13 protein-coding genes are annotated in these 20,579 nt (G+C 39.9%); 5 read left to right on the top strand and 8 right to left on the bottom strand.

Translation table 11 applies throughout. The features are described from left to right. Nucleotides 1–28: 28 nt before the first annotated feature. Nucleotides 29–1,426, bottom strand: a complete 1,398-nt coding sequence (locus tag ACZZZW_RS12760) for an aminopeptidase P family protein (RefSeq protein ID WP_463493829.1) — start codon at nt 1,424–1,426, stop codon at nt 29–31. A 243-nt stretch (nt 1,427–1,669) separates the two neighbouring features. Here ACZZZW_RS12760 and ACZZZW_RS12755 point away from each other — a divergent pair, with 243 nt between their 5' ends. Further along, a complete protein-coding gene (locus tag ACZZZW_RS12755) occupies nt 1,670–4,039 on the top strand; it encodes a beta-L-arabinofuranosidase domain-containing protein (RefSeq protein ID WP_463493827.1) in 2,370 nt (789 codons plus the stop codon). A gap of 582 nt (nt 4,040–4,621) precedes the next feature. On the opposite strand, the gene ACZZZW_RS12750 is transcribed toward ACZZZW_RS12755, so the two are convergent. The 5 genes from ACZZZW_RS12750 to ACZZZW_RS12730 form a co-directional block, all read right to left on the bottom strand. Then, the gene (locus tag ACZZZW_RS12750) at nt 4,622–7,378 is read right to left on the bottom strand and encodes a DUF5695 domain-containing protein (RefSeq protein ID WP_463493825.1); all 2,757 of its coding nucleotides are present in this window, start codon (nt 7,376–7,378) and stop codon (nt 4,622–4,624) included. A gap of 957 nt (nt 7,379–8,335) precedes the next feature. Next, a complete protein-coding gene (locus ACZZZW_RS12745) occupies nt 8,336–10,111 on the bottom strand; it encodes an aminopeptidase P family protein (RefSeq protein ID WP_055904459.1) in 1,776 nt (591 codons plus the stop codon). 129 nt (nt 10,112–10,240) lie between these two features. After that, on the bottom strand, nt 10,241–11,770 hold the full coding sequence (locus tag ACZZZW_RS12740) for an arylsulfatase (RefSeq protein ID WP_463493823.1): 1,530 nt from the start codon (nt 11,768–11,770) through the stop codon (nt 10,241–10,243). Between the two features lie 244 nt (nt 11,771–12,014). Then, nucleotides 12,015–12,884 (bottom strand): sugar phosphate isomerase/epimerase family protein, encoded by an 870-nt coding sequence (locus ACZZZW_RS12735; RefSeq protein ID WP_055904456.1) that lies wholly within the window; start codon nt 12,882–12,884, stop codon nt 12,015–12,017. Nucleotides 12,885–12,992: 108 nt separating this feature from the next. Then, complete coding sequence (locus ACZZZW_RS12730) at nt 12,993–14,639, bottom strand: glycoside hydrolase family 32 protein (protein WP_055904454.1); 1,647 nt, start codon at nt 14,637–14,639, stop codon at nt 12,993–12,995. Between the two features lie 126 nt (nt 14,640–14,765). Here ACZZZW_RS12730 and ACZZZW_RS12725 point away from each other — a divergent pair, with 126 nt between their 5' ends. After that, on the top strand, nt 14,766–15,077 hold the full coding sequence (locus ACZZZW_RS12725; RefSeq protein ID WP_463493821.1) for a hypothetical protein: 312 nt from the start codon (nt 14,766–14,768) through the stop codon (nt 15,075–15,077). A gap of 921 nt (nt 15,078–15,998) precedes the next feature. Here the strand turns inward: ACZZZW_RS12725 and ACZZZW_RS12720 are convergent. Together ACZZZW_RS12720 and ACZZZW_RS12715 are read right to left on the bottom strand one after the other, a co-directional pair. Then, a complete protein-coding gene (locus ACZZZW_RS12720) occupies nt 15,999–16,877 on the bottom strand; it encodes a cation diffusion facilitator family transporter (RefSeq protein ID WP_055904451.1) in 879 nt (292 codons plus the stop codon). Between the two features lie 203 nt (nt 16,878–17,080). Next, nucleotides 17,081–17,368, bottom strand: a complete 288-nt coding sequence (locus ACZZZW_RS12715; protein ID WP_055904448.1) for a hypothetical protein — start codon at nt 17,366–17,368, stop codon at nt 17,081–17,083. A 375-nt stretch (nt 17,369–17,743) separates the two neighbouring features. Here ACZZZW_RS12715 and ACZZZW_RS12710 point away from each other — a divergent pair, with 375 nt between their 5' ends. The 3 genes from ACZZZW_RS12710 (at nt 17,744) to ACZZZW_RS12700 (ending at nt 20,578) form a co-directional block, all read left to right on the top strand. After that, the gene (locus ACZZZW_RS12710) at nt 17,744–19,183 is read left to right on the top strand and encodes an inorganic phosphate transporter (RefSeq protein WP_235526000.1); all 1,440 of its coding nucleotides are present in this window, start codon (nt 17,744–17,746) and stop codon (nt 19,181–19,183) included. A 33-nt stretch (nt 19,184–19,216) separates the two neighbouring features. Further along, nucleotides 19,217–20,038 carry a universal stress protein gene (locus ACZZZW_RS12705; protein WP_055904446.1) on the top strand — a complete coding sequence of 274 codons (822 nt, stop codon included), beginning with the start codon at nt 19,217–19,219 and terminating at the stop codon, nt 20,036–20,038. Nucleotides 20,039–20,377: 339 nt separating this feature from the next. Further along, entirely contained in the window at nt 20,378–20,578 is a 201-nt protein-coding gene (locus ACZZZW_RS12700) for a KOW motif-containing protein (protein ID WP_463493818.1), read from the top strand. Nucleotide 20,579 lies beyond the last annotated feature (1 nt).

Genomic DNA, 20,579 nt, shown 5'->3' with positions numbered 1-20,579 from the left:
ATAAATTCTGCATAACATTGTGTTCACGTTAAAGTGCTTCACCCCTAATCGATTCGATTTCTTCAGTGGTTAAGGCCAAATGTTTGCCCAGCATTCTGCTTCCGTTCGCCGTCACAAGGAAGTCGTCTTCAACCCTGATTCCACTAAAATTTCTGAACTGTTCTAATTTATCGTAATTTATAAATTCTGTAAACTGATTGGCGGCTTTCCAACGGTCTATCAACTCTGGAATAATATAAACACCAGGTTCAACTGTTAATACATAACCGGCCTCAAGTGCTTTACCCAACCTTAACGATTTTAATCCAAATTGTGTAGTATTTTTAGTCAGTTCATCCGTATAGCCTACATATTGCTCACCCAAATCTTCCATATCATGCACGTCCATTCCCATCATGTGGCCAGTTCCACATTGAAAAAACATGGCATGTGCGCCAGCTTGTACGGCATCGTCTACATTTCCTTTCATTAAACCCACATCTTTTAATCCTTGCGCCAGCATTTTACACGATGCCAAATGCACATCCAAATACCTTACACCAGGTGCCAATAAATTTTTAGCATGGGTATAAGCATTAAGTACAATATCATAAATGTCTTTTTGCTCAGCACTGAATTTTTTCCCTACCGGAAAAGTACGGGTAAGATCGCCGGCATAACCTAAAGCGGTTTCTACGCCAGAATCGTTTAAAACCAACTGCCCTTCCTGCAATTGATTGCCATGATAATGGTTGTGCAGAATTTCGCCACGCACGGTTAAAATAACAGGATAAGCCAGGTTACCTCCAGATGCCAATGCTGCACCCTGTATTTTTGCTGCAAGTTCGCGCTCGTACATACCGGGTTTTGCCTGTTGCATTACCATTAAATGGATATCGGCAGATATTGCCGCAGCACGATCCAACTCTTCAATTTCTTCTGCTGATTTAACCGACCGCTGCGCTACCACCGCTTTAATAAATTCGGTTGATGCTTTCTCTTTAAGCTGATCAACAGGAATATTAAACCAGTGTGAAAGTTTTATTTTATTCTCTGATCGGTATGGTGGTAAAAACTGAACGGTTCTTTTCTTTTCCTGGTACTGTTTGAGGTAAGCATCAAGTTGATCTAACGGAAGTACTTTTGTAAGTCCGGCATCCTGGCTTTTTTCCTCAAGTGTTTTTTGTCGGCCCATCCACACGATATCATCGATACCCATTTCGTTTCCAAACAAGATGGTTTCGTCATTATCCAAATCAATAATAGCCGCCAATAGTGGTTCACTGATTCCAAAATAATATAAAAAGGTACTGTCTTGCCTAAAATGATAAGTATTGTCTTTATAATTCATCGGACTATCTTCATTACCTAAAAACAGTAAAATACCCGATGTTATTGTTGATTTTAGTGCTGCTCTCCTTTGGAGATAAACTTTCTTTTCGAACATATTTTTTATGCGTTAAGCAAATATCCCAAAAGCAATCTTCATTCGATAAAGATCTGGCCAAATGGCTAAAATATGGGTTGTATCTGCGAATTATAAGTTAAATTATGGTACAAAAATCACAATTAATTTTATGTTAGCGAATAATATGGGTAAAATCTGCACAATAGCGGCAAATTATGGCGTTTTTATGCTGTTGCCAATTGCATAATTTTATTCCTGTAAAAACATCCCTAAACCATTAATATGATGAACCCAAACATTGGTAAAAGCTTACTTGGCTGTGCACTGTTTTTTGCGCTGAATGTAAATGCCCAAAACTATGTACCACACTTTAACGATAAACGCATAAAGGTTAAAAATACCACACCAATTAAAGCTTATGCTTTCGACCTTTCGGAAGTAAATTTATTGGAAAGCACTTTTAAAACGGCAATGAAAGCCGACGAAGCTTATTTAACCATTATAGATCCTGATAGGTTATTATCGGGTTTTAGAAAAAATGCAGGTTTAACGCCAAAAGCTAAAATTTATGGTGGCTGGGAAGGAGATGGATTAGCAGGGCATTCGCTTGGGCATTACCTTTCGGCTGTTTCCATGCAATATGCATCGAGCAACAGCCCTGTATTTTTACAAAAAGCAAATTATATTGTTGATGAACTGGCGGAATGCCAAAAAGCCAGAAAAAACGGCTATTTAGGTGCATTTACCAATGAAGACAAAATATGGGGCGAGCTGGCAAAAGGCAATGTTAAAACCGGGGGTTTCGACCTTAACGGGGGTTGGGCACCATGGTATACCGTTCATAAAATTATGGCAGGTTTACTGGATGCCTATCTTTATACCAACAATAAAAAAGCTTTAACTAGCTGCATTGCCCTGGCCGATTGGACTGGAACAACCATTGGAGGCTTAAATGAAGAATTATTGCAGAAAATGCTGTTCTGCGAATACGGTGGCATGGCCGAAACGCTGGTTAACCTATATGCTATCACCGGGGAAAAGAAATACCTCGATTTATCTTATAAGTTTTACGATAAACGGATCCTTGATCCTTTAGCCAAAGAAACCGATATCCTTCCAGGAAAACATTCCAATACACAAATACCGAAAATTATTGCCAGTGCTAGAAGACATGAAATTACCGGCGACAAAAACGATAAAACAATAGCCGATTTCTTCTGGAAAACGATCGTTTACCACCACTCTTATGTTACAGGTGGAAACAGCAATTACGAGTATTTGAGTGAACCCGATAAACTGAATGATAAGCTTACCGAAAACACTACCGAAACCTGCAATACTTACAACATGCTAAAATTAACCGGACATCTTTTTGCCGAAAACCCTTCGGCCGAGCTGTTCGATTATTATGAAAAGGCACTTTATAATCATATTCTTGCTTCGCAAAACCACGATGATGGCATGACTTGCTATTTCGTACCGTTGCGCATGGGTGGTAAAAAAGAATACAGCGATAAGTTTAACACTTTTACCTGCTGCGTGGGCACAGGCATGGAGAACCATGTAAAATACAACGAAAGCATTTATTTTAGGGGTGGCGATGGAAGTTTATATGTGAATCTTTTTATTCCTTCAGTTTTAGATTGGAAAGAAAAAGGTTTGAAAATTACTCAGCAAACTGCATTACCACAAGGCGACCAAACAACTTTAACGCTCAGTTTAAACAAAGCATCTAATTTTTCCATCCGGGTAAGGAAGCCTAAATGGTCTACAGAAACTACTATTTCGGTAAATGGACAGCTGCAAAAAATCACGCCAGATGAAACCGGTTATTATGTGATTACCCGCACCTGGAAAAACAATGATAAAATTACTTATGTAACACCAGAAAAATTATATACAGAGGCTATGCCTGATAATGCCGACCGTAGAGCGGTGTTTTATGGTCCGGTGCTTTTGGCGGGTGTTTTAGGCACAACAGAACCTGATCCGGTTAAAGGTGTACCAGTATTTGTAAGCGCAAATAACGACCCTAAAGATTGGCTGAGCGTAGTGAACAAACAGGAATTACAATTTGAAACCAATAAAATTGCTCAGCCACAGGATGTAACCCTTATTCCGTTCTATCAAACCAAAAACCAATACTACAGTGTATATTGGGATGTATTTACCCCTGAAAAATGGACGGTGCAGCAAAAGATATACGACGAGCAAAAGCGCAAAAGGAAAGAGTTGGAAGATAAAACCACCGATGTATTCAGGTTTGGAGAAATGCAGCCTGAACGCGATCATAATTTTACCGCAGCTAAAGAATATATGGGTGAAGATCATGGCAGCAAATGGCGTGTAGCAGGTGAAAACGGTTTTTTACAGTTCGATGTGAAGGTAGATCCAGCTATGCAGAATACCATAATAGCATCATATTGGGGTATGGATAACCGCGGCCGCAATTTTGATGTACTGGTTGATGGTGTTAATGTTGCCACAGAAGATTTGAACAAATACAAGGAAAGCCGTTTTTACGACATCTCTTATAAAATTCCTACAGAATTAACAAAAGGAAAAAGCAAAGTTACCGTAAAGCTGTTTCCTAAAGCGAAAAACAGCGCAGGGCCTATTTATGGGGTTAGGGTAATTAAGGAAAGTTTGTAAATTCTTTTGACAAGGAACCAATCTTTAATTTTTAGCCACGGAAACACAGAAGTCACAGAAAGGAAATTCGCCTGATTGTGTTAATCTGTGCTTCCGTGGCAAAAACTCATGCGTTCTTTCGGTTGAGCGCAGCACCGATGTTAAATAGGGAAAGATATCTATCCGTTAGATTTCTCAACTACGTTTCACTCCGCTCGAAATGACGCCACTACAAGGATATTCACTCCATGAAATTCTACTGCCAATCTTGCTTCCTCGTTAAAAATGATAACGATCAGATTATTTAATGGACAATATTACTTTTTCCATTAATAGCTAATTGTTAAACAAAAAATTAAAGGTTTTATTTAAAGTAATCATACTCCTAAAATCAGGATTCATTTCGATCACCTAATTACTCACCATTCCATTAAAAATCATAGAATAGTTTATTTAATCAATTGGGATTCAAACTATAATAATAAGTCAATTGAATATAAATCATGATTAAAATACATACCAAATTGATTATCAAAGTACATTAACAAAAAAAAGCCTCGTAAAATTTTATTTCACGAGGCTTACTAAGTTTATAAATTGATGCTATTTCTGTAGAATGATATTGGTTACGCGTTCATTTGCTAACGGCAATTCATATGCTCCCCTATTACCGGTTTTATTATTTTTAACTGAATAATTACCCACACCATTAACTTTTGCTGGCTGAGATAATCTTAATATTGCAACTGGCGTGTACTCGTTTGCCTTGCTTAGTTTTACACCGATTTCTCCATTGGTGGTATTGTAATTAACCTCTTCAATCGTTCCGGCATCAAGCGTAATCCAAAGTCCGGCAGGCGCAACATACACTGATGATTTTGCTGCTGTTGTTAATTTAACATTGATTGTGTTTCCCGCTTTATTTAGGTTGCCCCCAAAAGCCAGCCAACCAAACTCCGGATGCTGCAATATGTACGATGAAGTATTAACCGCATAGCCAAAAAAGCCAGAGCCATAATCGCCGGTTATGCCATCGTTTTTTAAGGTTGATGGATAGGCATGAAAGGCAGTTGGTGCAAAACCTTCTTTGGTAATATTTGAAATCGACCCTAACAAACCTCCGTAACCTGTACGCAATAGATAAAAATCGCCAGGATGTTTTCGGTAATCCATTAAAACTGGAATGGCATTCAATGCTGAACCATAATGATGAATCATCCTTTCAATACGCGAAAGTTTACCACCATAAAGAAAATCCCAGTAGCGGCGTGCGTTGCCATTGTAAGCCCAATGTGGCACCACAGGCATATAAGCGAGTATGGCATCAAGCGTTACATTTGCTTTATCCTGATAGCCAAAATAATCCGACCATACATAAACTTCTTCTTGACCTGTAGAATCCCAAGGCATCTCACTGCCAAACGGATATTGCAGCGACCGCCAATGGTTGGCACGTTTTTTCATTTCGGTTTCCAGCCTGCCTGCTTCTGCTGTTAATCCTTCATTTTTAAGATCGGTTAAGATGAGGTAAAAAATGGTGCCTTCCATCTGGCCGAACTGTGCATAATAAGGCGCAATGTTCACCATGGCCATTCCGGTTTCCGCCGCATCAACCAGGTGCTGTTTCCAGCTTTGCTCATCAACAAGTCCTTTATAATTCCGTGCTAACCGATACATCAACCAATGTGCAGCGGCAACATGTGGGTAGTTATATGATCTGCCTAAATTATCGGCCTCCTTTTTTGGCCATGCAGACCATGTTTTGAAATTAATGTTTGCCGCATAGGTATCTTTCGGCAATGAATCTGGCGCATAATAAAATAAACTCTTTTTAACTCCATACTTCTGAGGGCCATCCTTTAGCTGAATGCGTCCAAACATCACGGTATCAACAAATTGTTTTAACTTATCAACCTCTTCCTTTTCCGGATGAACCAACTGTTTCATTATTGCGCCCAACCAGGAGCCTGCCCCACCCTCATCGCTCAAGCCTGCAATCCAAGCCCTATTATCTTGTGTAACCTGCTGTTGTTTCTCCTCATCGTAAGTAATGGCAGAAGGACTTCTTTTAAAAATGGGATCAGGCTGGTTAAACCATTGTTTAGTTGTTAAAAAATGGCCATAACTGGCTATTACATCACTTTCTGGCTCAATCACTTTATAATTTATGGTCTGTTCCAATTCATCTTCATAAGTGATTGATAACCTTGCCCTACCCCAGGTATTGCCTGTAACTGCGTAACTTTTCCAACCATTTTTAGTTGTGCCCAGCACTTTTACTTTTAATGCATTTTCTGGCTGAACCTGTATGGATTTTATCTTTTTGGGATAACTGATAAACAATTTCGCATCTACATCTCGTGGCAGTACATAACCAGGAACAGAAATGGCCACAGGTCTTTTATTTTCGATCAGTTTACTTTCAGTATCCTTAGCTGACCCTGAAAGGATAAACTGAAGGGCATAATTACAAGTTTCGCCCGGCTTTAAAACAATCGATGTTGGGCTGTTCCATTGTTCGGCATTTTTCCATTCGTTTTCTGCATAGGCTTTACTGTACACCATCCATTCGTAAAAACCCTCAAAGGCAATTCCTCTTGGCGTTTTATCATCATTTAATGGATTGTAAGCTTCGAATGGGGTTTGCCCTACCGGAACCACCAATAAAGACGGTGCATGCCCGCTTAACCTGGTCACCTGAAGATAACCTGCATCTTTACCAATGTAAGGATCGTAAAATACATTTTTAGCGTGGGTTTGCTCCAGTGTTCTTCCCTCCAAAATGTTATCAAAAATCATTGGAATTCCCAACGCACCGATTTCTACATTTTTGTCGGTTTTATTTTTCAGCTCGAAGCGAAGCACCAGTTTACCGTTCTGCATTTCCCAAATCCGCTTTATCTGCAAAGGGATATCAGTTGGTAATGTTGCTGCAAGATCGGCTGCTGCAAAGCCATTTTTACCTGTTGGAATGTTTTTAACAGGACTCCTTTTTGCCGCTGTACTGTAGCTTTTCCAAACTTCATCCCCTGTATTGCGAAGTTTTAAATTAATGTCTCCTAAATGATATAAGCCATCTGCACTACGCACTTTTAAACTGTCACTCGGAACGAAATCAAAATCTTTGATCATTTTAGGTTGAAGACCAGCCACGGTTTGTGATGACTTAACAAGCTTCAGCGTAAAAGCTCCTGCATCGAAAGTTGAAAAACCCTTTTCGAGACCTAATGTTGAAGGCTTTTTACTTAATGCAATCCATGGCGATTGAGCAACGCTTAGCTTAACGTTTACTAAAGCCAAAACGCAGCAAAATATTGCCTTTAAAGTAATTAATGATATTTTTTTTGATTTAATAGTCATGTTGAGTGAGCAAAATGGTTTAGGGATACTCAAAAATATAGTTTAAAATATAAAGCGGATAGTCATCTCAAAAATAGCGCAAAATCGGTAAAGGATTGGTGTATTTATAGGAAGTTGTAAATTGGATGGCGGATCATAACGATTGCATTAATTCACTCCAGCCGTCATCACCTCGGTCGTCATTTCGAGCGAAGCACAGCGTAGCCGAGAAATCTTTTAAACACGCTACAAGCCTATCCAAAGATTTCTCCGCTACGGTCGAAATGACGATTCGACGAGTACTTTACTATATGCCGTCATCCCCCTCGGTCGTCATTTCGAGCGAAGCACAGCGTAGCCGAGAAATCTTTTAAAGATGCTATTGACAAAGTCCAAAGATTTCTCCACTACGGTCGAAATGACGATGGAAACGGGTACTTTACCCTAGGCCCTCATCCTCGCGCGGTCGTCATTTCGAGCGAAGCACAGCGTAGCCGAGAAATCTTTTAAAGATGCTGTTGACAAAGTCCAAAGATTTCTCCGTTACGGTCGAAATGACGATGAAACCGGTACTTTACTCCATGCCGTCATCCCTCTTGGCCGTCATTTCGAGCGAAGCACAGCGTAGCCGAGAAATCTTTTAAAGATGCTACAAGCCTATCCAAAGATTTCTCCACTACGGTCGAAATGACGATGGAAACAGGTGCTTTACTACATGCCGTCATCCCCGCGGTCGTCATTTCGAGCGAAGCACAGCGTAGCCGAGAAATCTTTTAAAGATGCTATTGAACAAAGTCCAAAGATTTCTCCACTACGGTCGAAATGACGATGGAAACGGGTACTTTACTCCAAGCCATCATACCCCCTCGGTCGTCATTTCGAGCGAAGCACAGCGTAGCCGAGAAATCTTTTAAACACGCTAAAAGCATTCCCAAAGATTTCCCCACTACGGTCGAAATGACGATATTTAAATCCAAATTATATCGGCTCACATTTTACCTTTAGCCACGCGGCTTCTTCTACTGCCAACAAAGGTTGAAGCTTTTCGAATACCATTTGATTGTATTGATTTAACCAGGTTAATTGATGCGGTTCTAAAAGGGCTTTATTTACGATTGTGGTATCAATAAAACAGAGTGTCAAGGTTTCGAAGGAGAGAAAGTTACCGAATTCACTAGCACCGTATTGAGTACATAAAACAAGATTCTCAATCCGTACGCCATGTTTGCCCGGCCGATAAATACCAGGTTCTATTGAAGTTACCATACCAGGCTTAAAGGCAACATCTACATTGGCAGAACTAATATTCTGAGGGCCTTCATGTACGTTAAGAAAAAAGCCTATGCCATGCCCCGTTCCATGACCAAAATTGATGCTATATTCCCACAGTGGTTTCCTGCAAATGGCATCGATCTGATACCCTTTTGTACCTTCCGGAAAAATAAGCTTAGCACCTTCAATAAGTCCTTTAAGTACCAAAGTATAATCTTCGGCCTGGCGTTGCGAAGCTTCACCAATGGGAATTACCCTGGTAATATCAGTTGTGCCATACCGGTACTGCCCTCCCGAATCAACAAGAAACAAACCATCACCAGTAATTTCCTGATCGCTTTCTTCAGTTACGCTATAATGTGGGAGTGCGCCATTGGCATTGTACCCTGCAATGGTATTAAAACTTAAATCAACGAATGATTGCTGTTCGGCACGAAACTTTGCCAGTTGTTTTGCCGCAGACCACTCTGTAATACGCTCTTTACCAAGCCCATCCTCAAGCCATTTAAAAAATTTGGTTAGGGCTACTCCATCCTGCAGCATCGCTTTACGGATGTGATTAATTTCAATATCGTTTTTTATACTTTTTAAATGCGTAGTAGGGTTAATTCCAAAAATAACCTGAACCGTTTTTGGCAAACATTGATAAAGGCCGTAACAGGTACGTTTAGGATCAATAAAAATTGAAGCCGCTAAGGGTATCTCCTGCAACGCTTTTGCAATTTCATTATAAGGGTACACTGTTACACCCTGTTTATTTAAAACATCGATATCAGTTTGAGATAACTTTTGCTGATCAATAAAGAGTTTCACTTCATCATGCGTAAGCAAAGCGAAACTCAAAGCAACCGGATTATAAGCTACGTCGGTTCCACGAAGATTGAATAACCATGCAATATCATCAAGAGTAGAAATAAAATGGTGTGTTGTATTATTCGTTTGCAAAACAGCCCTAACTTCAGCAACCTTTGCAGAAATGCTCATGCCAGCGGCTTCCTCTCCAATTAAATAAGCTTTTTCTTGTGGCAGCCCTACCCTATCGGTCCAAATGGTGCTTACGAAATCCAAATCCGTCACTTCAATTGCTTTAGTAAGCAACTGTTGCTCCATTTCCAACGCCAATGCAAGGGTAATTAATTGGTGGTTAAAGGCTACTTTGGCCCCATCTGGCAAAACTTCGAGCAACCAACCTATATATTCGGGTGTGTGAGGCACTTCTAACTTTACCAACTCATAACCTGTACCATTTAGCTCGCTTTCTGCTTGTGTAAAATATCTTGAATCCGTCCAAAGGCCAGCAAAAGTTTGCGTAATAACGAGTGTTCCGGCAGAACCGGTAAAACCACTCGCAAATGGAATGGCTTTATAATGTGCAGGCAGGTATTCGCTAATGTGCGGATCTGCGGCTGTAATTACATAAGCATCAATATTTTGTTGGGCCATTAACTGCCGCAGGGCATTTAATTTTTCTACATAAGTCATGTTCAGCAAGAATTTTAATTGGCCAAATTTAAAATATTACCTCCATACCAATGCGCAAACAAAAGAATTTACTATAAAAACTACCTTGGGCAGCTGCAAGCCATATAAATTAAAGATGAGCAATAAAAACTATTGCTTTTCTTTCTCCAAAACCGGTATTTCAAATCTTTTTATCAATGGTGTATGGTGTTCTTTTTTCGAAATGGCCATCATTTGTTTTACCACATCAGGATGATCTGCAGCAACATCATTTTGCTCTTTCAAATCGGTTTTAAGGTCGTTCAAAGTCCATTTATCGTTTCCTTTAAGCATATTTAGCCTAACACCTTTCCAATTGCCAATGCGAATGGCCTGTTGCCCGCCATACTCAGGAAACTCGAAGTACAGGTAATTGTGCTGGGTCTGTTTGCCTTTATCTAAAATGGTTGGCAGTATGCTTAATCCATCTATTTCTGACGGTGCTTTTATATTTAACAATTCGCAAAAAGTAGGCATCATATCAAGGGTCGACGAAATGAGTTCGCTGGTTGATCCTTCTTTTACCTTACCTGGCCAGGATACAATAAATGGCTCTCTGATACCGCCCTCGCGTACAAAACCTTTGCCCCAGCCATATTCTCCTTTAAAGGGGCCATTGCTGTTAAAAAACACCGGATCGGCACCTGCATTGAAGGCCGTTCCATTATCTGCACAGAACATAATAATGGTATTGTTGTATACCCCTTCATCTTTAAGTTTTTTAATCAACTGCCCAACCTGCTGATCGAGTAAAGTAATCATTGCTGCATAGGTTGCGCGGGGGTAACGACAAGGGAAATAGGAACCACCTAAGAAAGGTTTTTCATCACCGAATTTCTGATGGTAATAATCGACCAGTTTTTTGGGTGCCTGTAAAGATACGTGCGGCAATGGACTTGCATAATACAAAAAGAATGGTTTTTGCTTATTCTGTCCGATAAAGTTTAGCGCTGCTTTAATTAAAAAATCCGGCGCATAATCGTTCTGCTGGTATTGTTCGTAGTTTTTTTCGTTAAGGGGATCAAGATCTGAGGGGAATTTAACATCCGGATCAACAATTTTATTATCAAGCGGAACCCGTGTTTCGTTTTCCCATAAATGCCCGCCATAGTAGGTATGATCCTGTCGCTGGCAGATAAAGCCATAAAAGTAATCAAAACCCTGGCGGTTCGGTGTTCCGGCCGTCATTGGGCTGCCCAACCCCCATTTACCAACCAATGCAGTGTTGTAACCTGCCGTTTTTAATACTTTAGCTATGGTAATGGTAGAGTCAGGGATGGGATATTGTCCTTCGAGAAAAGGATTTTCTTCCATGGCTTTAAAATTCCACACATCGCCACGCGCTCCCCACTCATGGTTGCCGCGGATAAATGCTTTGCCCGAATTTATCCCCGTCATTAAACCAAAACGCGAAGGTGCACAAACAGGATAAGCGTAATGCTGGGTAAACCGCTTGCCATGCCTGGCCAGCTCATCCAAATTAGGGGTTTCTATTTTCTGCTGCCCATAGCTACCCAATTCACCATAACCCAAATCATCAGCTAAGATGTAAACAATATTGGGTTTTACCTTTGGTTGCTGCGCCAAAGCATTAAGGGTAAACAGGCAGGAAAAAAGTATTAATGCATTTCTTTTTATCATATTGAAGATCGTAAACGTTATTGAAAATCCAAGATAATGATAAGCAAATTGCCATTTAAAATTTTCTCTGCACAAACGTTTGCATAACAACAGCAAACCTTTATCAATTAAGAAAAATTGTTCAAGAATCGATAGTTGCTACTATCCGCAAATAAGCGGAAGCAAAACTTCGATTTGATAAAGGTTGTTGGCTACGACAATATAATCAGAAGCAATCAACGCGTTCAGCAGAATGACTTAATAATTATTTCCTTGAATAAACGGCGGCTAACTGGTTGGAAAGGTATTTAAAAGCGATTGGATATTCAGCAGCAGGATTACTGCTACTTGCTTCGATAAAAATAAATCCTTTGTAGTTAATTTTCTTTAGGGCACTTAAGTAAGGCCTAAAATCATCACCAGCTACACCTGGAAGAGTGCGTTTTTCTTTTTCAGCAATTTCACAGAAACCAACAACTGCGCCGGCTGCAATTATTTCGTCGGGGGATTCTCCTTCGCGCAGCATGTGAAAAATATCAACATTTAACCTGAAGTTGGGTTCATTTACTTGAGTTACAATTTCTGCAGCCGCTTTTAATGAGGTTATAAAGTTGGTTTCGGTAGTTTCTAAGTTTTCGAGTAGAATGGTTACGTTGTTTTTCTTGGCAAGCTGACCAAGTTTTTTGCATAAGGCTACAAAATCTGATTTAGCTTTATCGATATCATAACCCGCAGGAATGCTGCGCGCACCCGAACTTCCTAAAACAATGTATTTTACGCCAGCTTCCTTGGCCCGTGAGAGTACGGTTTCGGTATAAGCCAACACCTTTGCTTCATCTACATTGGGCCCGGCAATTTTTAAGGTGCCGGGAAAAAACAGGTTGCAGCTTAATACCTTACATTTTGCAGCTTTAATTTTTTTAAGGTTTGCACGAAACTCCTCATCACTTAATGCAGGTGCCAGTATTTTAGGCACTGATTCGCCGATTAATTTAAAACCAGCCGAATAAGCCAAACTATCCTGCGCCAAACCAGCTACAATACCCAATTGCGGGTAGGCAGGCTTATTTGATACGAAACCAGAAAAAGACAGCACAACAGTGCAAGCCAAAAGAAATAAAAACCTGTTTCTCATTATTACCCTTATTTAAATAGCAATTTAAGTATTTAAAGCGAGCAAATTCCCTTGAAAATTGGGAAACGATCGCTGAAAGATTCTTTTAAATGGTTTATAACTAATTTATTACCAAATCGACTTTACCGAATACACCTGCAATTCTTCAACTTCGATATTATTACCAAAAAAATGAAAGCCTTCGGTGTTTTTGGGATCTGGCTTCCGTTCCATCGAATACGAATAGGCTCCGCCATCAATAAATACCTCAATTGAAGTTTTATCGATATAAATATCAGCGGAAATTTCCATACTGGTCATATCCTCCGGTGAATAGAAAACGCCGTTTACCAAATTGTAATTCATATCATAGTCTAGCACTTTTTGCCCGAAAAGATTTAAACCAGCACTTGTGGCGTGAGAAAGTTTAAGTTTTGTTTTAATCCGGATCCTGTCGTTACTGTTATATGGTTTTAAATTCTCTGTAGCCGCTGTCGCGTTGAGGTTTTTCCATTCGCCTACATTTTCAAAAAGCTGACTCGCTTCTTTTACCGGCTCGCTAAACAAACGCACAACATTTTTGGTGGTTTTAAGTGTAAGTGCTGTTGGCAGAAGCATCATACCATTAAAAGGCATATCGGGATGAGTTACCTTGCCCCACCCAATCTGGATTCTGCGTCCATCATGCTCTGGGATATTGGTAAATGTTTGAGCAGCATAAATGGTTCCGGTTACATAATAATGTTTGCCAGTTTCTGGCGTAAACTTCTTACCATCAAAGTTACCTACCATGTACGTATTAGAAGCACCGTACATTACCCATTTGCTTTTACTTTTATCACCATCAACAGGCAGTTCAAACAAATCAGGGCATTCCCAAAAACCAGTAATATGGCTTTCAAAAGTCCATTCTTTTAAATTTTTACCGTTGTAAATCGAATGGCCATCTCTTTCATTCAATACCAAAACCCAATGTTTACCGGGTTCATACCAGAAAACCCTGGGATCTCTGGTATCATTACTGTTCCATTTGGCTTTCGAATCGATAATTGGATTTTTGCTGTATTTTGTCCAGGTGCGCCCCTTATCTAAGCTATAAGCCATACACTGAACCTGTTTTTCGTTGGTAAATGCAGTATAAGTAGCCACCATGGCAGGGGTGTTGCCTTTGTTAAAACCAGCCGTATTGTTATAATCAATTACCGTCGACCCTGAAAACATGGTTCCAGTACCATCAGGACTCAATGCGGTTGGAAGCTCTTCCCAATGAATCATATCTTTACTAACGGCATGGCCCCAAGACATATTTTCCCATTCTCTTTCGTAAGGATTATGCTGATAAAAAAGATGGTATTCACCTTCATAAAAAATAAGTCCGTTCGGATCATTTATCCATCCCCTTTTCGAGGTAAAATGAAATTGAGGGCGGTTCTTTTCTTTATAAAGGTTTTTCTGCCCTTCAATTTCATCATTTTGATATATCTTATTCAACCCTGTGCCATCGCCGTCGTAACTAATTTTGATTGTTTTCCCTTTTAACGCACTTACATCGCAGAAAACCCAATATTCGGCTTCCTCCTTTGCCAGTCTGATTTTAAAAACACGTTCCTGCTTGCCCGCAATTTCAAACTTCATATCTGCGCGGTTCTGTTTTTGTGAGACGGGTAAATTAAGGTATCGCTTGTTTATTTTGATCACCACATCAGCCGCAATTACGAACTGAAAATTAATCAATAGGGCACTAAAGGCCAACAATGTTTTGAATGTTGTTTTCATAATTCCGGTAGGGATAAACCGTTTTACCTATAAGAAAAAATATTTGTTAGAATGGGGATAAGATAGCTAAAAATTATCGGGTTGACCAAATGCAAGGTAATGCAACTTTCTTTTTGACACAGTTTATTGAACAGACCCACCTCTGACCCTAATCGTTTGACCTCTGACCCTAATCGTTTGACCTCCGACCCTAATCGTTTGACCTCTGACCCTAATCGTTTGACCTCTGACCCTAATCGTTTGACCTCTGACCCTAATCGTTTGACCTTTGACCCTAATCGTTTGACCTCTGACCTCAATCGTTTGACCTTTGACCCTAATCGTTTGACCTCTGACCCTAATCGTTTGACCTCCGACCCCAATCGTTTGCCCTCTGACCCTAATCGTTTGACCTCTGACCCAAATCGTTTGACCTCTGACCCTAATCGTTTGACCTAAAAGCTCCGACTCACTACCTAAAAGCTCCGACTAGCTACCTAAAAGCAACTTATCTGCTATTGTTGGCTATGGTGCTTTAACTACAGTGGTATCTTGCGCCAGCATAGGAAATGATGGTAGGAGAAAGCGTTAAAGCTTTATCGTTACCTTTTCCTTCCATCGTTGCATTGAGGCAGCACACACTTTCCGCCCCCTTCGGCGGAACTTGTGCTGACGACTAAAAAGCTTTAACGAATTTATCCGACATCAGTTCCAAGCCTTTCAGTTATGCCTTGGTGTTAGTCGTTTTTATAGGTAGTCATGCTTTCGCTGCGCTCAGGTTTGTTACTTTTGCCCCAAGCCAAAAGTAAAAGCCCTTCGGTGGCGGTGAGCCGAGGCAAGCCCGAGCCAAGGGCAAAAATTGCAACCGCATTACGATTCCCGCATGCGCGAGAATGACGGATTTATATAGGTAGTAAATCCAAAGATCTCTCCACTACGGTCGAGATGACGAATTTAACGCGTTACCTGCATCATGCTATTTGCACCTCGCTATCTCCTCCCTGCTATCCGGCATAGGAAATGATGGAAGGATAAAACGTTAAAGCTTTATCGTTACCTTTTCCTCTATAACTGAATTGGGGCAGCACACACTTTCCGCCCCCTTCGGCGGAACTTGTGCTGACGACCAAAAAGCTTTAACGAATTTATCCGACATCAGTTCCAAGCCTTGATTTTTGGTTACCTTTTTATCAAGAAAAAGGTAAGAGCCCCCTCGGTGGCGGTGAACCGAGGCAAGCCCGAGCGGAGCGAAAAACAGCAACCGCATTACGATTCCCGCATACGCGAGAATGACGACCAAGTAAAAAACCTAAAAAGATTACTTCCCCTTACTCTTCCCCAGCCTAACAATTACGCATTTATAACACGCCTTAATTACACTTACTCATAAGGTTCAATGTGAATTAAAATATTACCAAGCTCTGGAATCACTTTATGCAAAGTATCTTGTAATCTATGTGCAAGTTCGTGACCGGCTCTAACCGAAAGTTCACCATCAACAAGTGCGTGGAGATCTACATGGTATTTCATGCCCGATTTACGGATAAAACATTTTTCGGTACCTGCAATTCCCTGTACGGTGGCAGCTACTTTTCTAATTTCTGCAATAATATCTTCGTACAGGTTCTCATCCATGATTTCGCCGAGCGCAGGTCTGAAAATATGGTAACAGTTATATAGAATAAAACCAGCAGCAAACAATGCCGACCAATCATCTGCTGCTTCATAGCCCTTGCCCATAAACAAGGCAATCGAAATACCGATAAAAGCGGCCACTGAAGTAATGGCATCACTTCTGTGGTGCCATGCGTCGGCCTTTAATGATGAGCTGTTGGTTTCTTTACTCCGTTTCATTACCAATCTGAATGAAATCTCTTTCCAGATGATTATTGCGCCCAGAATAAATAAGGTAAATGGCTTTGGCAGACCATGCGGGGTTTTAATGTTCTGAATACTTTCGTAGGCAATAATTGTTGCAGAGGTAATTAAAAAACCGACTACCAAAAATGTAATTAAAGGTTCGGCCCTACCGTGCCCATAGGGATGATTTTCATCCGCAGGGCGATTAGAATATTTAATGCCGAACAATACCAAACAAGAAGAAAAAATATCGGCAGTAGATTCGATGGCATCAGCAATTAAGGCGTAAGAATTTCCAAAAATACCGGCTGCACCTTTTATTATGGCTAACATGGTATTGCCGATGATGCTAAAATAAGTTGCTTTTACCGCTACCTGTTCATTTGTTGTTGTCGCCATGTCAAATATCCGTACAGTTAAATCCCATCAAATTCGGGGACGTCAAAAGTAAATAAATAAGCCTTTAAAGCATCAGGATGTTTATAAATATATAATGGGTATTAAACTTAAGGCGAAAATTAAGCGTGGAAGAGCAGATTACGAATGAATGGAGAAAAGAACTTTAAGGATAATATTTTGAAGCGACTTAACGTTTTGTTTCGTTAATTCCCTCCTGGCCCGATAAACGCAGTTTCGAATAAAGAGTTTGGTAAATCTCCTGGTATTACCTCTACTTTTTCTTCAAATACGATTCTTTGGTAAAGAGGTACAATATCTGTAGCCATTAAGCCCAATGCAGTTAGCGCAATGCCGAATGTAACTTCTTCGTTTGCTCTAGGCCATTCAATCAGGCTTTCGACTGAAAAGGAAATTTCCTGATCATTTTCATCAATAATTGTCCCTATTCCATCAAACTTATTAAAAGTTTGTACGCGGCCTTTTCTTATCATATCAAAGTAGTAAAGAGCATCAACATGTGTAACCCTTAAAAGGTTTTAAATGCTGGCTTGGTTTAACATTTTTTCACATTTATTTAGTTAACGCTTTATTTTAAAAGCTATTACTGTTAAAGATAAATTAATTCTGCTGCTTATTATTTGTCCTCTAAATTCCGAATCCTGATAACAGTCTTTTGCCATTTATATAGATTAAAACAGCCGAAGTTCCAGCAAGGATCCATTGATTAATTTCATTTGGATCCAGCAAATTTATGTCGGCAATGAACAAGCGCTTTAACCTTTTGATAACAATCATTTAACATCCCGAACGATTTAAATCAGTTACTAATTCATTTATTTGAACTGAGCAGATAAGTGATCTGCCGAATGAATAATCTAACAGATTTTATGCCGTCGTTCTCCACCATCATACCCTTTTTAGGCAACACCGATTTAAGTACTCCCCTTACTGTTGTTTTTATGCTTTGCCTGCTTGCTGTTGTGGGTTTTGAGTTTGTAAATGGCTTTCACGATACGGCCAATGCAGTGGCCACAGTAATTTACACTAAAGCACTTAAACCAGTTATTGCCATTCCGTGGTCGGGCTTTTGGAACTTTATGGGCGTATTTACCGGGGGAATAGCCGTTGCCATGGGAATTTTAAAACTTGTACCATTAGATGCGCTGATGAACCTGCCTGTTGGCGTTGGCGCAGCGATGGTACTGGCTGTTTTACTCGCTTCAATTGCCTGGAACCTGGGCACATGGTATTTAGGGATTCCGTGCTCAAGCTCACACACCATGATCGGAGCCATGATTGGTGCCGGTTTGGCTTTTACCTGGTATTATGGCGGCAACGGTGTAAACTGGGGCAAGGCTGAAGAAATTGGATTGTCGTTAATATTATCACCGATTATTGGCTTAGGACTAGCAGTTTTATTGATGTATTTTTTAAAACATGTAATTAAATACCATGCCCTTTTCCACATTCCACATGGCGAAAACGATCGGCCACCATTGTTGATAAGGGGTTTACTCATCACCACCTGTACACTGGTAAGCTTTTTTCATGGCAGTAACGACGGACAAAAAGGTGTGGGTTTACTGATGCTGATTTTAATTGCTTTTTTACCCGCTAAATTTGCTGTAAACCACCACATCCCGAATAATAAAGTTTTATATCAACTGAACCAAACCGAGCAGGTGCTTAAAAAAACAGCAATGCTTAACCAGGGCAATAAGTTAAACATCAGCAATTTGATTGCAAAAATAGACAAAGCTAAATTTCACCTTTCCTTAAAGAACGAAACTGATAAGAAAAATACCTATCTTTTCCGTAAGCAGATTGAAGATGTGGTTGCTTCAGTAAAACTGGTGAGCGCAGATAAAACACTTATTATTAATGCAAACGACGATCAGATTCTTGCTGATAATGTTTCTGAATTATCAAAACTGGTAGAATTTGCACCGCTTTGGGTTATACTGATGATATCCATCTCACTTGGCCTGGGTACAATGATTGGCTGGAAACGCATAGCTGTTACCATTGGTGAAAAAATAGGGAATGAACATTTAAATTATGCCCAGGGTGCTACTTCCGAAATTGTTGCAGCTTCTACCATTGGCTTAAGCACAGCCTTCGGCCTTCCTGTAAGTACCACACATGTACTTTCAAGCGGTATTGCAGGTGCGATGGTGGCCTCGGGAGGAAGAAAAAACCTTAATAACAATACGCTGAAAAACATTGGTTTAGCATGGATACTCACCCTACCGGTATCAATTATATTATCTATTTTATTATTTATGCTTTTTCACCTGTTTATATAAACAGTATTACAATCTCTATATATTCTCCCAAAAATGAAGCAGATACTTGTAGCAACAGATTTTTCAAGAAGCGCTGGCAATGCCCTGGCCTATGCGCTGGCAATGGCAAAAACGTTGAAAATGGAAGTTATAGCCATTCATGCCATACACCCTACCGAAGGCATTAATAACAGCACCTACAATGCCATTTTTATCGAATCATACTACGCAAATAAAAAAGCAGCACTAAAAGAATGGGCAGAAAACATCAGTGAGAGAGAAAACCTGGGCGATGTTAAACTGGAAACCAAATGCGACGTGGGGTTTTTAAAAACGGTAATTACAAAACATACCGAGAACAACCCTGTAGAACTGCTGGTGATGGGTATAACCGGGGCAACAGGAATTAGCGGAATAGTGGGCAGCAATGCCAGTATGGCGGTTACAAAAATGAGAATCCCAACCTTAATTGTGCCTTTGGAAAGTAGTTTTACAAATTTCCCAATCATTACATTGGCCACCGATTATGAAACGGTTTTATCTCCAAAAGATATAACCGCATTAAGTGAGCTGTTAAAAGCATCGGGAACAAAAAGAATGCAGGTGCTTTACGTTGCAGAAAAATCAGACGAAGCGCACATACAAACCGGCGAAAAGAGAATTAGAGAACTGCTTCCCGATACAGAGATAGAATTTAATTACATGATGCACAACAGTGCGCCAAATGGCATTATGGATTTTATTAAAAGCAACCATACCGATATACTTTGTTTGGTTAAACACCACCACAACATCATTTACCGCTTATTTACCAGCAGTACGGTTAACCAGGTGATGAACAAATCAGTGAAAGCTATTTTAGTACTTCATGAATAGTTTTTTGTTGATGGTTAATAGGAGATGGTTTTCAGTTGATGGTTTTCACTTGATAGTCAATAGTTGATGGTTAATTGTCCATAGATCATAGCTGAATTTAATACTACAAAAACTTCTTAATTTACTTAATTCCTTAATGGTGATAGTTGATGGTCGATAGTTGATGGTTGATGGTTCATAGCCTGCATTTATTACCACAAAAGCTGCTTAATTTACTTAATTCCTTAATGGTAAAAAAGATGAAATCAAAACCCATAAACAATATTATAACACTCCATTACCTGCCACCAAAATTATTTCATAGCTTTATTACATCAATCATCCCTCAGTTTAATTATAATGAGTAACGCAGATCATTCAGTTTTAAAAGATGGCGATCAATGCATAATTATCGCAGGAACCCATAAAGGAAAATCGGGCAGGATAAGCGATACACACACCAGTAAAACCGGCCACATTACCATTACAGTTGAACAAAACAATGCAATACGGTTTAAAACATTACTGAAAAATGTGTTACCGACAGAAACCGAAAATTAAA

The organism is Pedobacter sp. AC379, from assembly GCF_979258145.1.
This window is presented reverse-complemented; position numbering and strand designations above follow the sequence as displayed.